The organism is Candidatus Arsenophonus nilaparvatae, assembly GCF_045346035.1.
GTDB lineage: Bacteria > Pseudomonadota > Gammaproteobacteria > Enterobacterales > Enterobacteriaceae > Arsenophonus > Arsenophonus nilaparvatae.
Genome location: NZ_CP158507.1, coordinates 1652173 through 1669639 on the forward strand (window position 1 = coordinate 1652173; position 17467 = coordinate 1669639).

Below are 17467 nucleotides of genomic sequence, written 5' to 3' on the forward strand. Positions count from 1 at the left end.
AAAAATAAATCAGGGGAAATATTGGCTTTCTCCTGATTTTATTTAATTACCTTTCCCAGTAAGATTCCTCTAAACTATCTTCTTTTTCAGGCAAACTTCGCGTTAAACGTGGTGAATGTTGAATAAGTACCTGATAACTTACTCTATTAGCATATTTACACACCTGTGCTAAGGAAGAATATGTCAGGTAGGGCAAAAAATGTTTTGTTGAATTAGGTATATTTAAACGATGAAAACGATTGGCGGTAATATCGTGTAATAAAGCAGACAGTGCACCATCACCAGCTCCATTGGTATTCATGATTTTTTCTGGCCCACCCATATAAGGCTCAATATGTGAATAGATCCTAAAAGGATGCTGACACTCTTTTTTCCTCATCGCCCGGCTAAATTCATAACGATTAAATTGCTCAATCGCACCAGACAATAGAGGATGCTGAGTTTCTCTTTTATAGGTTGATTCGGTATAACCAGCCATGTAGAGTCCATCAGCACCGGCGGTACAAAGCACCAGATCAACCCAATCAAGCACTTTATCGGCAGCTAATAAGGGATCTTTGATCCCCGTCAACTCTAACGCTTCATCTTCGTTCATTGCCACAACAGAAACATATTTAGCGAGAAAATCTTGCCAAAAGGAGGGATCATCGGCAATAACAAATTTAGTGCCCAATGTCAGTACCACCGGCACATCATGTTTTTTAGCATATTCTATTGCTTGCATTGTTGCGGCAGGCATCGGTTCACCAGGTTGGCTGCGGACAAGATAAGCAGTAATAACCAGTGCTGATGCTTCTGCAATAATTTGCTCTGGAATACTATCAGGACGCAATTGGTTCATTAACCCTGGGCTAATTGCAAATGTTCGTTCACCATTTTCCGTAATTAAGGTAAAACAGCGACCAATCGGACCATCAACACCCTGTAAATAATTTAAATCCATCCGGCTCGAAGTATGGCATAAATAACGATAGGCATAGCTACCAATTTGAATGTTATTACACATCGTACCCAATAACACAGATCTATCATCAGCTAATAACGAGTAATTATGTAAAGTATTCCCTATCGTGCCACCAGCAAATTCATGACTAATAAGATTTCGCTCCGTTAACTCACGATAAAGCTCTTCAGCAGTAGTCTCTTCAATAACGAGTGAGTGCCCCTGACTAAGTTGATAACGCTGAATAAAATCATCATCAACTTTTGCTTCAATATCAACCAAAGTTTGATCTATACCAACTATATATGCATGATCACTGTCACTATTGATTAACTCTTGATTGGATAATAAGGGATCTCGAAGACTAACAGGAAAATAGTGCTTGGACTTACGTTGACCAGGGAATTTCATAATAGGTAGATTAGTAATAACGAAAGGAGCGAGTCTAACATAACTAACATCATTGAGCAGCAGGAAAATTACCTGCCGCTTATATAAAATTATTTCATCAGACTTGTTGCTTGCGACTATTTATCATATGACGTAATAAAACATAAACACAACCCAAAATTAAACCAGCTAGTCCAGCTAATACAACTATATACATTTGCTTGGGTGCCTGTTTAGCAAGCGGTAAAGTTGGCTTTTGTATATATTTCACTGGCTGAAACCAAATATTTTTAGTGTCTAACGCCTGTAATTGCTGGATATATTGTTGGCTATTTAAAAGTTCAGGATCTAATGGTAGCTGATCATTATCCTGTTCAATAATAGCTAACTTTTTAGCTAAAGCTTCTGAACCTAATGCAATAGGGTAATCTAAATCATCTTGAATAAAGTTATGAGTAGTTGAAACCGGTTTTTTAACTCCAACAGATTGAGCTATTGTTAACGAATTCTTCAACCGCTGAACCGCAACCCGATTAGCATTTTTTAAAGCCGTCAACTTAATAGCATATTTACCTTTAGCATAAACAATTTGTTGTGCTATTTTTTCATTTAACTCGGCTCTAATTTCCTGCCGTACATTCGAGCCAACATAACGCAGATAACCAGACAATAAATTCTGGGCATCTTGAGCAGTTGCTGCAGAAAATTCTACGCTTGCTTCTATCGGCTGCTTAATATCATTTGCATTATTATTTGCATTTTTACTAAAAATGACGTTGCCAACAATAATATTATTTATCATATCACGTAAAAGCTGTTGTTCTCTCTCTAAGGATTGTGACTCTGTTGATTTAACTAACTGCTGAAAATAGTCACTACTTTTCAGAAAATTTTCCTGTAACAACTGAGAACGATAAGCATCAAGAAATTTTGCATAAACTTGCTCAGCATTGATATTTGTTTCAACATCCATTACTCTTAATTGACTAAGGAACTCATTCAGCTTAAACGTTTCTTGAGCGGTAGGTTGAACAATCATGGCTTTGCTTGCCCATTTTTGTGGTAAAAATAACGACCAACAAAAAGCGGCTGCGGACAATGCGGCAACAAAAATCGCAATCAACAATTTAGATTGATAAAGAATAGAAAAAAGTTCAAATAAATCAATTTCATCATCTTGTTTCGTATTGGCAGAATAAAAAGAGGGGTCGAGTTCTGTAGTTGCATCTAATAATGGTCTATTTGTCATAGTTTATAGCTTCTAACAGTTATATTGTTAATGATTAATTATAAATTTTCATCTATTTCTATCTTATACAGAGTTGAATAACTAAATAATCAAATAATTATCTTCAATCTAGAAAAGTTTAGTTATAATACTCTATATTGCCAACATTAATAAAACACATAACTCATATTTATCAATAATGTTTTTATTTTTGCAATCACTATATTTCAACTAATTAGCATACTAAAATAATCAAATAAAATTTAACCAAATACTAATTATTCTAAAATATAAAAGTAAATAATAAAAAATTTCTTAAAACCGACTAAATGTCATAAAAATTATTTAATATTTTATACAATAAATAATTAATATTACTGGATTCAATATGGGTTTTTATAAGCATTAATTAAAATTAATCATTTAAAACAACTAGTTATATCGATAAATTTAAATATGTAATAGCATTACAATCATTAAAATAACTTTTAGTTTTAGCTAGACTTCCATTTAAATAATGGCTAAATCTGTAACTAATTCAGCCATTAATATAATATGACTCTCAGAGGCATTAAGCGCAGGTATATAATGATATTTTTCGCCACCAGCAGCATAAAATAATTTCTTATTCTGCTCAGCAATCTCTTCTAGAGTTTCCAAACAGTCCACCGAGAAACCTGGACACAACAGCTGAACATGTTTTATTCCATGCTTTGCCAACCTTTTTAAGGTAATGTCTGTATAAGGTGTAAGCCAAGGCTCACGGCCAAAGCGTGACTGATAAGTCATGATGATTTTATCAGCAGGGAAATTAATTAATTCACTGAGTAAACGGGTTGTCAGTTCGCATTCCTGCGGATAAATATCACCTGTTTCTGCGTACCGTTTAGGAATACCATGATAAGAAAACAATAATCTCTCTGGTGTACCATAGCGTTCAAAACTTAACTCCACCGACCTTTTTAATGCATTAATATAAGAAGGGTGAGCAGCATAACTACGAATAAAGTTAAGACCGGGTATCGTTCGATATTTTTTTAACGCTCGGCTAATCGCATCAAAAACTGCCGCTGTGGTTGAACAAGAATATTGTGGATAAAGCGGTAACACAATAATATTTTCAACCTGCTGAATTAATAGTTTATCAATTGCTTCGGCAATAGCAGGCGAACCATAACTCATACCTAATTCCACAGGAATATCGGGCAGTTTTTTTGCCAGCGCAGCCCGCTGTTGCAAACTATAATTTAGCAATGGGGAACCAGCTTCGGTCCAAATTGACCGATATAATTTAGCTACTCTTGGCGAGCGGATTGGTAAAATAACCAAATGTAATAGCGGCTTCCAAATTATCCTCGAAATATCAATAACTCTTACATCACTAAGAAATTCTGCCAAAAAATGTTTCACTGCTGTAGGCGTTGGTGCATCAGGCGTCCCTAAATTAACTAATAAAACACCATACTTCTTAATGCTCATGCCACTTGGCTCCATTTTATTTATCGCTAATTATTTATAACTTTATCATAACTTATTAAATATTTTTATTTCCACTAATTAGCCATAAATAAAAAATAGGCACCCAAATTGGATGCCTATTTTATCAACTAACAACTAACCTAAAATGTTAGCCAGCTCTTCACTGACTTCAGTAACCTTACGGGTACCATCCAATTTAAAGTACTTAGTATGACCAGCAGCAGCTTCTTGACGATAATAAGCAATTAAAGGCTCAGTTAACTGATGATATTCCACTAATCGCTTGCGGACCGTTTCTTCTTGATCATCTTTGCGAATGCTTAACTCTTCACCGGTAATATCATCTCTGTTTGCTATTTTCGGTGGGTTAAATTTAATATGATAAACACGCCCCGAAGGCGTATGAACTCGACGACCAACAATGCGTTCAACAATAATTTCATCGGGTACATCAAACTCCAACACATAATCCACCGCAATACCCGCATTTTTCATTGCGTCTGCTTGTGGGATAGTGCGAGGAAATCCATCTAGTAAGAAACCGTTTCGGCAATCATCCTGGGCTATACGCTGTTTAACTAAAGCAATAACTAATTCATCAGTAACAAGCTTACCATTATCCATTAATTCTTTCGCTTGTAGACCCAACTCTGAACCCGCCTTTACGGCAGCACGTAGCATATCACCGGTAGAAATTTGTGGAATACCATACTTTTCCATGATGAATTGTGCCTGAGTCCCCTTACCTGCGCCTGGCGCGCCGAGCAAAATAATACGCATTGCGTAAACCCCTTGCTATTTCATTTTTATAATTTGAAAGAAAAGTTACCTTATCATTAGGCATACCTATAACTCAAGAAAACAGATAACCATTGAATAATCAAATTATTTTCGTTAAAAAAACAAACCACGTCTTAAAATAACTAAAACGTGGTTTTATGAACAACTTGGTTAATTAAATAAATTTTAGCCCAAAAGTAACTTATTCATACGGCGAATAAATTGATTAGGATCTTCTAGGCTACCTTGTTCAACAAACAACGCCTGATCTAATAATACCTCTATCCACTCAGAAAATAAGCCATCATCAGTTAGCTCTGTCGCTTTTTTAACTAATGGATGTTCAGGATTAAGTTCAAAATTATATTTTACTTCCGGCGCTGATTGACCCACCGCAGCAAAAAGTTTTGCCATCTGAGTACTCATATCATTCGCATCGGTCGTCACGATTGCCGGCGTGTCTGTTAAACGGTGTGTTAACTTCACTTCCTTCACCCGCTCGCCTAATAATTTTTTTACCCGCTCAACGAAAGGCTCCAGTTTTTTATCTGTCTCTTCTTGCTCTTTCTTATTTTCATCAGCGAGTTTTTCTAGTGACTCATCTGTCTTACTAACAGATTGAAAGGATTTGCCTTCAAACTCTGGCAAATAGTTCATCATCCACTCATCAATCCGATCAGATAATAATAAAACTTCAATTCCTTTTTTACGGAATAATTCTAAATGCGGGCTATTTTTCGCAGCGGCATAACTATCTGCAGTAATGTAATAGATCTTTTCCTGCCCTTCAATCATACGACTAACATAATCTTCTAAAGAAACATTCTGTAAATTACTCTCATTATGCGTTGATGCAAAGCGTAATAATTTAGTAATCGCTTCTTTATTAGTTGTATCTTCCGCAGGCCCCTCTTTCAGCACTAGTCCAAATTCCTGCCAGAATTGTTGATACTGTTCAGGTTCACTTTTGGCTAATTTTTCCAACATTTGCAATGCGCGTTTGGTTAATGCACTGCGCAAACTGCGGGTGATATCACTATCTTGTAAAATTTCGCGCGAAACATTTAATGGTAAGTCATTGGAGTCAACTAACCCACGGACAAAACGTAAGTAATTTGGCATAAATTGCTCTGCTTCATCCATGATAAAAACACGATGAACATAAAGCTTTAAACCATGTTTATTATCACGATTCCATAAATCAAAAGGCGCTTTAGTCGGTATATAAAGTAGACTGGTATATTCTTGTTTACCCTCTACCCGATTATGACTCCATATTAAAGGATCTGCATAATCATGGGAAACATGCTTATAAAACTCTTTATATTCTTCAGCCGTAATATCGTTTTTGTTACGTGTCCATAGCGCCTGGGCTTTATTAATTTTTTCCCAAATAACAGTATCATCTTCTTCGTTCTTAGCTTCAATTTCCACTGGCAGGGCAATATGATCTGAATATTTGCTGATCACTGAACGCAAACGCCAGTTATCTAAGAATTCCATTTGGTCTTGACGTAAATGTAAGGTAATTTCAGTCCCACGCTCTGCTTTTTCAATATCAGCAACAGTATATTCACCCTCACCCTGAGATTGCCAGAAAACCCCTTTATCGGCGGCTACGCCCGCTGCCCGAGTACGCACTGTCACTTTATCTGCAACAATAAAAGCTGAATAGAAACCAACACCAAACTGACCGATTAATGGGCTATCTTTCGCTTGTTCGTTACCTAAAGACTGTAAAAAAGCCTTGGTGCCAGATTTAGCAATCGTCCCTAAATTATCAATAACCTCTTCGCGCGTCATGCCAATGCCGTTATCACTAATTGTTAAAGTTTTTTTGTCTTTATCAATATCAATTCTAACTCTTAAATCACCGTCATTTTCATAAAGATCAGATTGTGATAGTGCTTTAAAACGTAATTTATCCGCTGCATCAGATGCGTTTGAAATCAGCTCGCGTAGAAAGATTTCTTTATTGGAATAAAGAGAATGGATCATCAATTGCAATAACTGTTTTACTTCTGATTGAAATCCAAGAGTTTCTTGTCCTTTCATACTCATTAAATAGCCTCAATTTTAGAATAATTTTATTAGGTTGAATGGTTATGAAACTCAGATGGGGATATAACTTGAAAATTTCAAGTTCACGGTCGTGAAAAGCGTGCTTGATAGCCGATATGATTAACTTTTTCACAAAAAAATAAGCAGAGTATTTAACCTCTGCATATGTTTATTTTATATTACGCTTATACTATCAATAATTAATTTTCTGACGGCCAATAATTGAATGTGATAGCGTGGTTCCGTCAACCATTTCAAGCTCACCGCCAACAGGAATGCCATGAGCAATACGACTGGCCATCACCCCATATTGAGCACATATACCAGCAATATAATTAGCGGTTGCTTCCCCTTCAATTGTTGGATTGGTCGCCAGGATCACTTCTGATACCGTCTCAGTCGCGAGTTTATCGGCTAAGCTTTCCAGGCCGATATCCTTAGGTCCAACACCATCTAATGGCGACAAATGCCCCATTAAAACAAAATAACGCCCGGCAAACTGCCCTGTTTGTTCAATTGCATAAATATCAGCCGGACTTTCAACTACACATATTTGGCCAGTTTGTTGACGCCTCGGATTAGTACAAATAGAACAGTGATCTTTTTCAGTAAATGTTCGACAACCCTGACAATGGCCAATTTCCGACATTGCACGTGTTAATGCCTGAGCCAATTGCATGCCACCACTACGATTGCGTTGCAGAAGATGGAAAGCCATACGTTGCGCTGATTTTGGTCCTACACCAGGTAAACAGCGTAGCGCTTCCATTAAAGATTCAAGAAGAGGGCTCGTTTGCATCAAAATGGCATCTTAAAACCTGGAGGTAATTGCATGCCATTAGATACATTGGCCATTTTTTCTTTTTGGGCTTCTTCTATACGACGCGCAGCATCATTAAATGCAGCAGCAATAAGATCCTCTAACATATCTTTGTCATCTGCCATTAAACTAGGATCAATTTCAATCCGACGACAATTATGCGCGCCATTAATGGTTACTTTAACAAGACCTGCACCCGATTCGCCGGTAACCTCCATGTTAGCAATCTCTTCTTGAACTTTTTGCATCTTTTCTTGCATTTGCTGAGCCTGTTTCATCAGGTTACCCAGCCCACCTTTACCAAACATAATATTCTCTCTTTCTGATCTGTTACAAAAATAGATTTTAACATTGCAACATTATACTTAAAGGTATGCATTCGGCTACACCGGCCGAATACTTTCTTCATCTAACTGCGCATCAAATAACGTGCGCAAAGTCTGAATCGTTTTATCCACTATAATAGATTGACGGGCCTGTGCTAGCTTCTCTTCATAAATTACCTGCCGCCATTCCAAAGGTGTCTTGACGGCTGAATTATCATCTTCAATGATAACCAGTTTTATCGGCTTACCATATAACTCACTCAAGGCTTTTGTTAATGTTTTATGCGCCGGTTCAGTATTCAAATGCCGTTGCGTTGAGCGTAAATGTAAACACATTTCCGTTTCACTTAACGCTTCCTTATAAGCATTTAACGCAAGTTGTTCTATCAATTTTGGCATTTTTAACTGACAAATTTCTGCCGACCAGTGGTCACGTTCTCGAGCTTCAAGCGCAATTTTATTGGCAAGTTCCGGCGTCCTTTCATATTCTAAAGCTTGTTTAATATTGCCAGTCGTGGTTACTCGCTCTACTTTTTGTTCAGAAACATTTTGCGGGCGCCATTGATAAGATTTACCCTTTTGATTTTTTTCATTTTTATTAGCTGTTTTAGGCTGATTTAAAACAGAGAGCTGATGCTGTGCCGAAACGGTAGCTAACCTTTCTAACGCCGACATCGCTAGTGGCGTTTTTGTCTTTGGTGATGCTGTTTCAGACTTTTTTAACGGCGTTTTCTCTTGCGCTTTATTTAGCGATGCTTTTGCTTGCAATAATTGCAATGTAGGTGTACTAATTAATTTTTCATCCGATGAGCTTGTGGCTTTATTGATGATTTTTTTTTTATCTTTTAAGTTAACAGAAATATCGACATGATTATCAATATCATTGGCTATTGTAGTTGTTTCAGAGAGACTTGGTGATGACACCAATGGAATTTCAATATCATTAACAGACTTAGGATGAAATGCTAATGCACGTAACAATGTCATCTCAACTCCCATCCGCCTTTCTGGCGCATAGGGAAGCTCTTTACGTCCGACTAACAAGGTTTGATAATAGAGCTGTAAATCCGTTGGCGTAATCAAGCGCGCAAGTAAACGTAGACGCTCGTCTATGGGTGATGCAGTATCTTGCATCTCCACAGGTAAAAGCTGGATCATCGCAATACGATGAATTAATGATAACATTTCAATCAATACGCTTTCCCAGTCACCGCCTCGCAAAGCAATATCTTCTACTAAAGCCATCATTTTTGGACCATCAGCATGCACAATCGCTTCAATGATCGCTAGCGGCTGTTCATCATCTAATATGCCTAGCATTTGGCTAACTGAATCTGCCGATACTTGCCCTTGCCCCATAGCAATAGCTTGATCGGTTAAACTTAATGCATCACGTAAACTACCTTCGGCAGCTCTAGCGATTAATTGGCGGGCACGTTTATCACTCGATATTTGCTCAGCCACTAAAATACGTTCAAGTTGACTGCTTATTTGGTCAATATCAAGTGATCTTAAATGAAATTGCAGACAACGTGATAAAACTGTTATCGGTAATTTCTGTGGATCTGTCGTTGCTAATAGAAATTTCACATGTTCTGGTGGTTCTTCCAGTGTCTTGAGTAAAGCATTAAAGCTATGACGAGATAGCATATGAACTTCGTCGATTAAGTACACTTTAAATCGACCGCGTGCCGGTGCATACTGGACATTATCTAGTAGCTCGCGGGTATCCTCAACTTTCGTGCGCGAAGCGGCATCAATTTCAATCAAATCAACAAATCGCCCATCCGCTATCTCTAGGCAGTTAGCACATTTACCACAAGGGTTTTGGCTTATCCCTACCTCACAGTTAAGCCCTTTCGCAAACAGCCGCGCAATGGTCGTTTTACCAACTCCACGTGTACCAGAAAATAAGTAGGCATGATGGAGCCGCTGCTGATGCAAACCATTTGCCAGCGCGGTCAAAACATGTTGTTGCCCAACAACATCGGTAAATGTTTGTGGGCGCCATTTACGGGCAAGTACCTGGTAGCTCATGATTCCTATTAGACATTAAGTATATAGATTCGCCAACCTATCGCTGTTCGCTAGTCAGCACATTTTGCTAGAAAATTTTGCGCATTAACTGCCTGGGAATTCAACCAAATTAAAACAATTGACCCCTTGCTTTTTTAAACGTTCGATACCACCCAAATCAGGCAAACAGATAATAAATGCCGCTTCATTAACTTTACCACCAAGCTGCCGGATCAAGCTTACTGTCGCTTCAATCGTTCCACCTGTAGCGAGTAAATCATCAACAACTAAAACATTGTCTTTGACTGAAATACTATCTTTATGGATCTCTAGTGCATCGGTACCATATTCTAGCTCATAATTTTGTCGTAATATGGCGCGCGGTAATTTTCCTTCTTTACGTACTGGTACAAATCCTACACCTAAACGCAAAGCAAGCGGCGCCCCAAATAAAAATCCTCTCGCTTCAGTGCCAACAATTTTAGTTATACCTTTATTTTTATAATGCTCAACGAGTAGATCAATTGTGGCCTGATAAGCGTCCGGATTATCCAATAAGGTTGTAATATCACGAAACAATACACCTGGTATTGGATAATCAGGAATTGTTTCAATACTATCTTTTATAAATTGTATTTTTTTTTCATTAACCATCATAATTATCATCATAGATAAAATAATCAAACGCTACAATCTATGAAAACTATTATAAAAATGCAATAACTAGCTTACCAATATGCGCGTTTTTACTGTAAGAAGTCAAATCGCAATTACATATTTTATTATTATGGCTTAATATATGAAAACACAAAAGTTGCTAAACGCGCTTGAAGAGCAAATTGAAGCATTGGCAGAAAAAATACAACCAATTGCACACTCTTCTTTTATAACATTACGTTTTGATCAAAAATTATTTCATCGAAAAAGCCATCAATTAAGCGAATGTTTATTTGAAATTAAGCAACATTTTAATCAATTAAAACATGCGGTTATTACGTCACGTTCAGAACAAGTTACTTTTTTGACAGAAAAAATCATTGCCCAAATTGGTGCTATAACGCGAGAATCTGCAACCCAAACTTTAAGAGAACAAGAAAGTCAACATAGCCAAAAAGAAAAAACCATAGATCTTTACGAACGTTTAGTTCAACATCAAGATTATGAACGCCGCCTAATCGCAATGATAAATGATCGAGAGCAAAAATTAGATAAACAGCAGTCATACGTTGCTTGCCAGAAGCTGCAACAAGAAATAGCTGCATTAACTGGAAGATTAGTGAGATGCCGTCAGGCTCTTTCACGCATAGAAAAGGCAATTGAACGCTATGAAAATCAAAGTATTGAATAAAAAATAATATAGGTGATATTTAATGAATCTAGAGAATGCTTCAATAGAAATCCAAGTTGCCATTGATTTAATTTATATTCTAGAAATTAATCAAATAGAACCCACTACCGCACTCAAAGCACTTGATATTGTAAAAAAAGATTATGAGAATAAAGAAGCCATTTTATTACTTGCCAATGCAACTAAAAAGCGTTGATAAAAATAATTCAATGATTATTCCGCAACATTATCTCGATTATTTTTATCCTGCTGTTTCGATCGCTTTTCGCCACCTAGCGTACGCTCAACTTCTTGCACAGAATCACCTTTGCTATTATGAAGGTGAACTTCTAACTGATTAAAAGCAATATTGATATTTTGTTCTCGACATAAGCGATCAATCAGTCGATTAACTTCGTCCAAGGTTGTGCTTCTATCCGCTATCTGGCGAACATAAAAACGTAATTCATGATTAAGAGTACTGTCGCCAAAATCAGTAAAAAATACTAATGGCGCTGGATCTGACATGATCTTATTATTACTTTGCGCTGCCTGTAATAAAATCGCCTTCACTTTATCAAGATCGGAACCATAAGCAACGCCTAGCTTGATAATAATACGGGTAATAGTATCTGTTAACGACCAATTTATTAAACGTTCAGTCACAAATGCTTTGTTGGGAATAATGACTTCTTTGCGATCAAAATCAGTTATGGTGGTTGCTCGAATACGAATTTTACTCACTGTGCCTGAAAAATTACCAATCGTAACGGTATCACCAATTCTGACCGGCCGTTCAAACAGAATAATAATACCCGAAACAAAGTTGGCAAAAATTTCTTGTAGACCAAAACCTAAACCAAATGTTAATGCTGCCGCTAGCCACTGTAACTTATTCCAGGTAACACCTAACATTGCTAATACAATAATTGTACCAATACCGATGATAATATAGGTCAGCATTGTGGTGATCGCATAGCTTGATCCCTGCCGCAGCTTAAGCCGGGACAATACTAAAACCTCTAACAAACCTGGTAGATTTCGTGTCATCACTAAAGCGACAATAAAAATAATAATCGCCAAAATTAAATCAGCGCGAGGGTAACTGCTTGTAAAGTATGACCAGCCTCATTTTGTACATTCGTATGCCAAAGTTGAATACCATCTAAAAATGAGAAAATAGTAATGAAATCTGACCAAATCCAATAAAAAGCGACGATAAAGATCAAAAACAGTACCATACTGGTTAAACGTAAAGATTGTTGACTAATCAATTCAATTGACATTGGTGGTTCGGTGATCGGTTCATTTTCTTGTTCTTCTCGCGTCATATTATGACGACGCTCTAACGCCCTTTTATAAGCAAGCTTGCGCGCTGCAATCGATAATCCACGAATACAACTATGGTAAATAATATACCAAAGGAGTAATAAATAGAGACTATCAATCCAACGACTTGAAAGCCGAAGAGTAGTGTAATAATAACCAACCATCATTAAACCAATTAGCACTAATGGAGAAAAAGCCAGTATGGTAATAACAATCGTGCGAGTTAAATGCCCACCTTTTAGTTGCCAGTTCCGACGGCAAAACGGCAAAGTAAATAGAAAAACTAAAAACAGGAATATTAGAACAATCAATTGTCCAATGACATCATCCGCCAACCGCAAAGGATACATGACGCCATAACTTGACCAATAAATCAACACAATCAACGGCAGCATCAAATTTATCAAATGTTGGCGTAACCAGGTATTCTCTTTTTTAGCAATTAAAAAATGATTTTCTGCAATACCATCAGGCTTCAGAATATTAATACACCAGCTAAATAAAACCCAAAATAAAGCCAATTGTAGGGCAAAACTCCAAACAAAATCACCATGAGGATTACCTGTTTTTAAAAACCAGTAACCGACAACGAGTACAATAAAAGCACCAGAAAACGTCATCATTAGGGTTAAAATTAACGCTACAGGGGTATGTAATTGACTATCTTTTTTGAAGACTCTAACTTCCTCATTGATTTCTTTTAAACGCTGTTTAAACTTGCAATTCATCCAAAAAAAGAACAGACAAGCCAACAAAAGAGGAATTGTGACAACAGAAGAGTTAATTAAGCCTTTGACTATGCTAACTAATGGTAATTTAAAATTAAAAGTAGTAATTTCAGCTTTCGCCGCATCAGGAAAAGAAGTTAGCCATGTCAGATCAATCGGTTTATTACTATTCACCCAAAAAATTTGCTGAGCTAATGTCTGTTCTAAAGAATCAATGACACCCAGTAATTGTTGTTGATCTAACTGTAAATTAATCGCCTGAGAAATCTGATTACCCAGTTGAATATTTAACTGATCTAAAAGGTCACGGCGTATATCAATCAGTGACTCCAAAGCCCGCCAGACTTCCTTCGAAAGTGGCATGGTCTTAGTCTTATCTATCATTGAATCATTTATTGTATCGGCCAACTTATTAATATAATTAGAAGACTGATATAACTGATCACGCTCTTGGTTAATATCAAACTGTTCCAGTCGTAAATCAGCAATTAAGGTGGGCAGATTTTTTGTTAGTATATTCGGTGGCAAATTAATCTGTTTTTGAAAAAGGATGCGTGAAAGTAATAGACTTCCTCGTAAAACAGTAATTTGCTCTTTTAGATTACTCTCTACTTGTATGGCTCTTTCTAGCCAAGATTTAATCCTTATTCCTTTTTGTACTAATTGGTTACTATTTTGAGTTACTGAGATCAAACGTTCACTCAGTGCTTTATTAATCGCTTTTTCATGTTTAATTACCGGATATTCTTCCACTTCCTGACTATTTATCGTTGAGCGTTGCGCTTCTTTAGCAGTTTCCTCAGAATAATTTAAGCGTTTATTATTAATAGTAGCCTGAATATATTGTATATCACTTTGAATTAACTCAAGATAAATTGCTGTATAATCACGTTGCTTCTGTAGCACATCCTGTAATTGAGTATTAGCTTGTAATGCGTGTTGTTGAAATTTATTTTGCTGCTGCAGATATAATTGTTCCACTTGTAATAATACTTGCAAAGAAGGCCGAATATCGTCATTGGAAGAAAAATCATTATTTAGTTGGTAACGAATATCTTGTAGCCGCCGAGCATTTTCTAGCATTATATTCATTGCTCGCTCTGGCTGGGTTTGTAATGCAACTAAGTTGTTATTAATATTGGCTAGATTTTCCTGCTGGTTTTGTAATATTTCTAATTTATTTTTTAACTGGCTCTCTAGTTGCGATAACGATAAATGCTGATATTCAGTTTTAGTCTGCTCACTTTGTTGTTGCTCACGTTTAATTCTAGCTAAATTATCAAGTGCATATCGCGCTTCTCTTGGCGCTTGCATCACTCTTTTTTGCATTAATTCAGCTTGTTTTTCTAATCCAGCTAATTCATCATAAAATTGGATGGCTTTTTTGTAGTCAGATAAAGCTAGCGTTTCATACGCAGTTAAATTGCTACGATTACTTAAGGCATTTAATTGGTTTTGAATAGTTTGCCTTGAGGTTATATTGGTTAAGGTAGCACTCTCAATTAACGTAGCATTAAAAAGAAAGAATAAACCACAAGATTAGGACAAGAAAGAAACTAACCACTGGCAACATGTTCTGCTTTGCAACCTTCGACTAAATGAAAACATAGTAGTATCCACTAAGTTAGATTAAAAATAAAAAAACAGTTAAAAATCTCTCCTTAGGATTTCTTTCCTTGCCTCAAATATTATTATATCTAAAAAGTTAAAACTTTATTGGCTACTAATGTCCACTGAGCTAACTCTACCAAAGTGCCGATGCTGACCCCTTTAATTAACGGTAATTCACTAATACCTCGTGCATCAGTACAAGTCTTACATAATTTTATTTCCACTTGCTGCGCAAGCAAAATTTCTAACATCTGTTTTAAATTATAACCATCAATTGGCTTTTGATTATCAAGACCTGCAACAACCGCATCAGACATTAAAAAAATTTTCATTTCAGTTGTCGCTGCCTGTTCCTTAACTGCAATCGCCAAACGTAGCGCATTAAAAAGATTTTCATCACCATAAGCGGCACCATTAGCAATAATCAAAAATAGGTTTTTTTCTGGCATCAAATTCTCCGTAATTATGTAATAAAACATTTCAATTGTTTCTTATTGATGGACTGTATTTCATCATATCAATCATTGTATCCACATAACGAATCGCATTTTCTTTGATACTAAAACTATCTGGTACACATAACCAATTTTCAAATAGGCCAGTAATCGCTGCACGTATCATAATTGCTGCGCACTGGGCATCGATATTGACAGGCAACTGTTTTTTTTCCACACAGGCACTTAACAGAGTGACTAGTCGTTGATGGTTAATCATATAAATTTCACGCCGTAATTCAGCAAACTGTGCCATTTCACCTATCAATTCACATTTATGAAAAAAAATCTCAGTTAGCTCCCTGTTTTTAGTATCGTCAAAAAAAGTAAATAAAATATAATGTAATAATTTTCTCAATACAAAAAGTGGATCATTGGGGTATTTTAACTGATACTTTTTCTGAGTTTCAGCTATTTGTTCATCAGTAAATTTACAAGCTTCGGAGAAAAGATCGACTTTATTTTTAAAATGCCAATAAATAGCACCACGAGTTACACCTGCAACCTTTGCTATATTAGACAATGAGGTAGATGAAACACCATACTTAGAAAATGTTCTAATTGCTGCATCAATTATTTCTTGGCGAGTTATTTTCGCTTGTTGCTTAGTTTTTCGTGCCATTTTAACTTACTTTCTTCTTATTGAAGTAAATTTACATACATTCATGTATGTTTGTGCAATAGAATAGGAGACTTATAACATAATAATTCACTAGGTTTCAGATTTGAAATTGATATTTGAATATTGAGGTTTATTTATGCAAAAAAACAGAGGGGTCTTACCTCTGGTAATATTACTACTCTCAAGCTGTTTGATCTTGACAGCATGTGGCGATAATTCCCAGCAAGGTAATATTGCACCTCCAACACCTGAAGTTGGTGTCGTAACATTGGAAGTAAAGCCATTGACAGTTACAACTGAACTGCCTGGCCGTACTAATGCTTTTCGTATTGCCGAGGTAAGACCTCAAGTAGAGGGTATTATATTAAAAAGAAATTATAAAGAAGGTAGTGATGTTGAAGCTGGAGCTTCTTTATATCAAATAGATCCTGCAACCTATAAAGCAAATTATGACAGTGCAAAAGCTAATTTAGCAAAAGCAAAAGCCAATGCAGAAATTACTCGTTTAACTGTAAGCCGTTATAAGCCTCTATTAGGAACAAATTACATCAGTAAACAAGAGTATGATACTGCAAACGCTAATTATGCTCAGGCATTAGCTTCTCTTAAAGCTGCTGAGGCGGCAGTTGAAACCGCGCGTATCAATCTTGATTATACCAAAGTAGCAGCGCCTATTTCAGGCCGTTCCGGTAAATCCAGCGTCACAGAGGGTGCATTAGTCACAACCGGGCAGGCTACTGCGCTAACAACCATTCAACAGTTAGACCCTATCTATGTTGATGTTACCCAATCCAGTGACGATTATCTGCGTTTAAAAAATGAGATTGCTAGCGGCAATTTATCTAAAGAATCACAGCAAGCACCTGTTAGTTTAAAAATGAATAATGGTGAAGTTTATGCACAAAAAGGTGTTCTTCAATTTTCCGATGTAACTGTTGATGAAAGTACGGGTTCTATCACAATGCGGGCTATTTTCCCAAATCCAGAAAAACAATTACTGCCTGGTATGTTTGTTCGTGCTGTTTTAGAAGAAGGCGTGAAAAAAAATGCGATCTTAGTGCCACAACAAGGTGTAAGTCGGACACCTCGTGGTGAAGCCCAAGTGATGATTGTTAATACCAATGATGAAGTCGAAACCCGTACGGTAATTACTGCGCAAGCAATTGGTAATCAATGGCTAATAGCTAAAGGACTAAAAGCTGGAGAGCGTGTCATTGTTATTGGGCTACAAAAAGTCAGGCCTGGCATGAAAGTGGTAGCTAAAGAGACATCATTAACTCCAAATACAACAGAAAAATAAATTTTCTCCGCAA

14 protein-coding genes and 1 pseudogene are annotated in these 17467 nt (G+C 36.6%); 3 read left to right on the forward strand and 12 right to left on the reverse strand.

Annotation, left to right across the window (positions count from 1 at the left end):
• Positions 1-46: 46 nt before the first annotated feature.
• The 9 genes from WH390_RS08070 to apt all read right to left on the reverse strand — a co-directional run bounded on the left by WH390_RS08070 (position 47) and on the right by apt (position 10700).
• The gene (locus WH390_RS08070; protein ID WP_032115149.1) at positions 47-1354 is read right to left on the reverse strand and encodes an inosine/guanosine kinase; all 1308 of its coding nucleotides are present in this window, start codon (positions 1352-1354) and stop codon (positions 47-49) included.
• A 97-nt stretch (positions 1355-1451) separates the two neighbouring features.
• Positions 1452-2582, reverse strand: coding sequence for an LPS O-antigen length regulator Wzz(fepE) (gene wzz(fepE) / locus WH390_RS08075; protein ID WP_032115148.1), 1131 nt, complete (start codon positions 2580-2582; stop codon positions 1452-1454).
• 489 nt (positions 2583-3071) lie between these two features.
• Positions 3072-4040, reverse strand: a complete 969-nt coding sequence (hemH, locus tag WH390_RS08080) for a ferrochelatase (protein WP_032115147.1) — start codon at positions 4038-4040, stop codon at positions 3072-3074.
• Positions 4041-4175: 135 nt separating this feature from the next.
• The gene (adk, locus tag WH390_RS08085) at positions 4176-4820 is read right to left on the reverse strand and encodes an adenylate kinase (protein ID WP_032115146.1); all 645 of its coding nucleotides are present in this window, start codon (positions 4818-4820) and stop codon (positions 4176-4178) included.
• Between the two features lie 186 nt (positions 4821-5006).
• Positions 5007-6881, reverse strand: coding sequence for a molecular chaperone HtpG (gene htpG, locus WH390_RS08090; protein WP_032115145.1), 1875 nt, complete (start codon positions 6879-6881; stop codon positions 5007-5009).
• A gap of 193 nt (positions 6882-7074) precedes the next feature.
• The gene (gene recR, locus WH390_RS08095; protein WP_032115144.1) at positions 7075-7680 is read right to left on the reverse strand and encodes a recombination mediator RecR; all 606 of its coding nucleotides are present in this window, start codon (positions 7678-7680) and stop codon (positions 7075-7077) included.
• Positions 7680-8009, reverse strand: coding sequence for a YbaB/EbfC family nucleoid-associated protein (locus WH390_RS08100; RefSeq protein ID WP_032115143.1), 330 nt, complete (start codon positions 8007-8009; stop codon positions 7680-7682). Before WH390_RS08100 ends, recR begins: the two co-directional genes overlap by 1 nt.
• A gap of 75 nt (positions 8010-8084) precedes the next feature.
• Positions 8085-10064: a DNA polymerase III subunit gamma/tau gene (dnaX, locus tag WH390_RS08105; protein ID WP_406850557.1), complete on the reverse strand. Its 1980-nt coding sequence runs from the start codon at positions 10062-10064 to the stop codon at positions 8085-8087.
• Between the two features lie 84 nt (positions 10065-10148).
• Positions 10149-10700, reverse strand: a complete 552-nt coding sequence (gene apt, locus WH390_RS08110) for an adenine phosphoribosyltransferase (RefSeq protein ID WP_032115141.1) — start codon at positions 10698-10700, stop codon at positions 10149-10151.
• Between the two features lie 142 nt (positions 10701-10842).
• On the opposite strand from apt, the gene priC reads away from it, so the two are divergent.
• Both priC and WH390_RS08120 read left to right on the forward strand, forming a co-directional pair.
• Positions 10843-11391 (forward strand): primosomal replication protein PriC, encoded by a 549-nt coding sequence (gene priC / locus WH390_RS08115; RefSeq protein ID WP_032115140.1) that lies wholly within the window; start codon positions 10843-10845, stop codon positions 11389-11391.
• A 22-nt stretch (positions 11392-11413) separates the two neighbouring features.
• On the forward strand, positions 11414-11587 hold the full coding sequence (locus WH390_RS08120; protein ID WP_069187508.1) for a DUF2496 domain-containing protein: 174 nt from the start codon (positions 11414-11416) through the stop codon (positions 11585-11587).
• 17 nt (positions 11588-11604) lie between these two features.
• Here the strand turns inward: WH390_RS08120 and mscK are convergent.
• From mscK to acrR, 3 genes and pseudogenes are all read right to left on the reverse strand, one after another.
• Positions 11605-14930, reverse strand: a pseudogene (mscK, locus tag WH390_RS08125) (mechanosensitive channel MscK).
• A gap of 194 nt (positions 14931-15124) precedes the next feature.
• A complete protein-coding gene (locus WH390_RS08130; protein WP_032115139.1) occupies positions 15125-15487 on the reverse strand; it encodes a DsrE/DsrF/TusD sulfur relay family protein in 363 nt (120 codons plus the stop codon).
• Between the two features lie 31 nt (positions 15488-15518).
• The gene (gene acrR, locus WH390_RS08135; protein WP_032115138.1) at positions 15519-16154 is read right to left on the reverse strand and encodes a multidrug efflux transporter transcriptional repressor AcrR; all 636 of its coding nucleotides are present in this window, start codon (positions 16152-16154) and stop codon (positions 15519-15521) included.
• Between the two features lie 136 nt (positions 16155-16290).
• Here acrR and WH390_RS08140 point away from each other — a divergent pair, with 136 nt between their 5' ends.
• Positions 16291-17454 (forward strand): efflux RND transporter periplasmic adaptor subunit, encoded by a 1164-nt coding sequence (locus tag WH390_RS08140; RefSeq protein ID WP_032115137.1) that lies wholly within the window; start codon positions 16291-16293, stop codon positions 17452-17454.
• Positions 17455-17467: the final 13 nt, after the last annotated feature.

Bases quoted from the DNA above. Each gene is read 5' to 3' on its own strand.
- WH390_RS08070 (WP_032115149.1), bottom strand. From the start codon at position 1,354: ATGAAATTCCCTGGTCAACGTAAGTCCAAGCACTATTTTCCTGTTAGT.
- hemH (WP_032115147.1), bottom strand. From the start codon at position 4,040: ATGAGCATTAAGAAGTATGGTGTTTTATTAGTTAATTTAGGGACGCCT.
- adk (WP_032115146.1), bottom strand. From the start codon at position 4,820: ATGCGTATTATTTTGCTCGGCGCGCCAGGCGCAGGTAAGGGGACTCAG.
- htpG (WP_032115145.1), bottom strand. From the start codon at position 6,881: ATGAGTATGAAAGGACAAGAAACTCTTGGATTTCAATCAGAAGTAAAA.
- recR (WP_032115144.1), bottom strand. From the start codon at position 7,680: ATGCAAACGAGCCCTCTTCTTGAATCTTTAATGGAAGCGCTACGCTGT.
- WH390_RS08100 (WP_032115143.1), bottom strand. From the start codon at position 8,009: ATGTTTGGTAAAGGTGGGCTGGGTAACCTGATGAAACAGGCTCAGCAA.
- dnaX (WP_406850557.1), bottom strand. From the start codon at position 10,064: ATGAGCTACCAGGTACTTGCCCGTAAATGGCGCCCACAAACATTTACC.
- apt (WP_032115141.1), bottom strand. From the start codon at position 10,700: ATGATGGTTAATGAAAAAAAAATACAATTTATAAAAGATAGTATTGAA.
- priC (WP_032115140.1), top strand. From the start codon at position 10,843: ATGAAAACACAAAAGTTGCTAAACGCGCTTGAAGAGCAAATTGAAGCA.
- WH390_RS08120 (WP_069187508.1), top strand. From the start codon at position 11,414: ATGAATCTAGAGAATGCTTCAATAGAAATCCAAGTTGCCATTGATTTA.
- WH390_RS08130 (WP_032115139.1), bottom strand. From the start codon at position 15,487: ATGCCAGAAAAAAACCTATTTTTGATTATTGCTAATGGTGCCGCTTAT.
- acrR (WP_032115138.1), bottom strand. From the start codon at position 16,154: ATGGCACGAAAAACTAAGCAACAAGCGAAAATAACTCGCCAAGAAATA.
- WH390_RS08140 (WP_032115137.1), top strand. From the start codon at position 16,291: ATGCAAAAAAACAGAGGGGTCTTACCTCTGGTAATATTACTACTCTCA.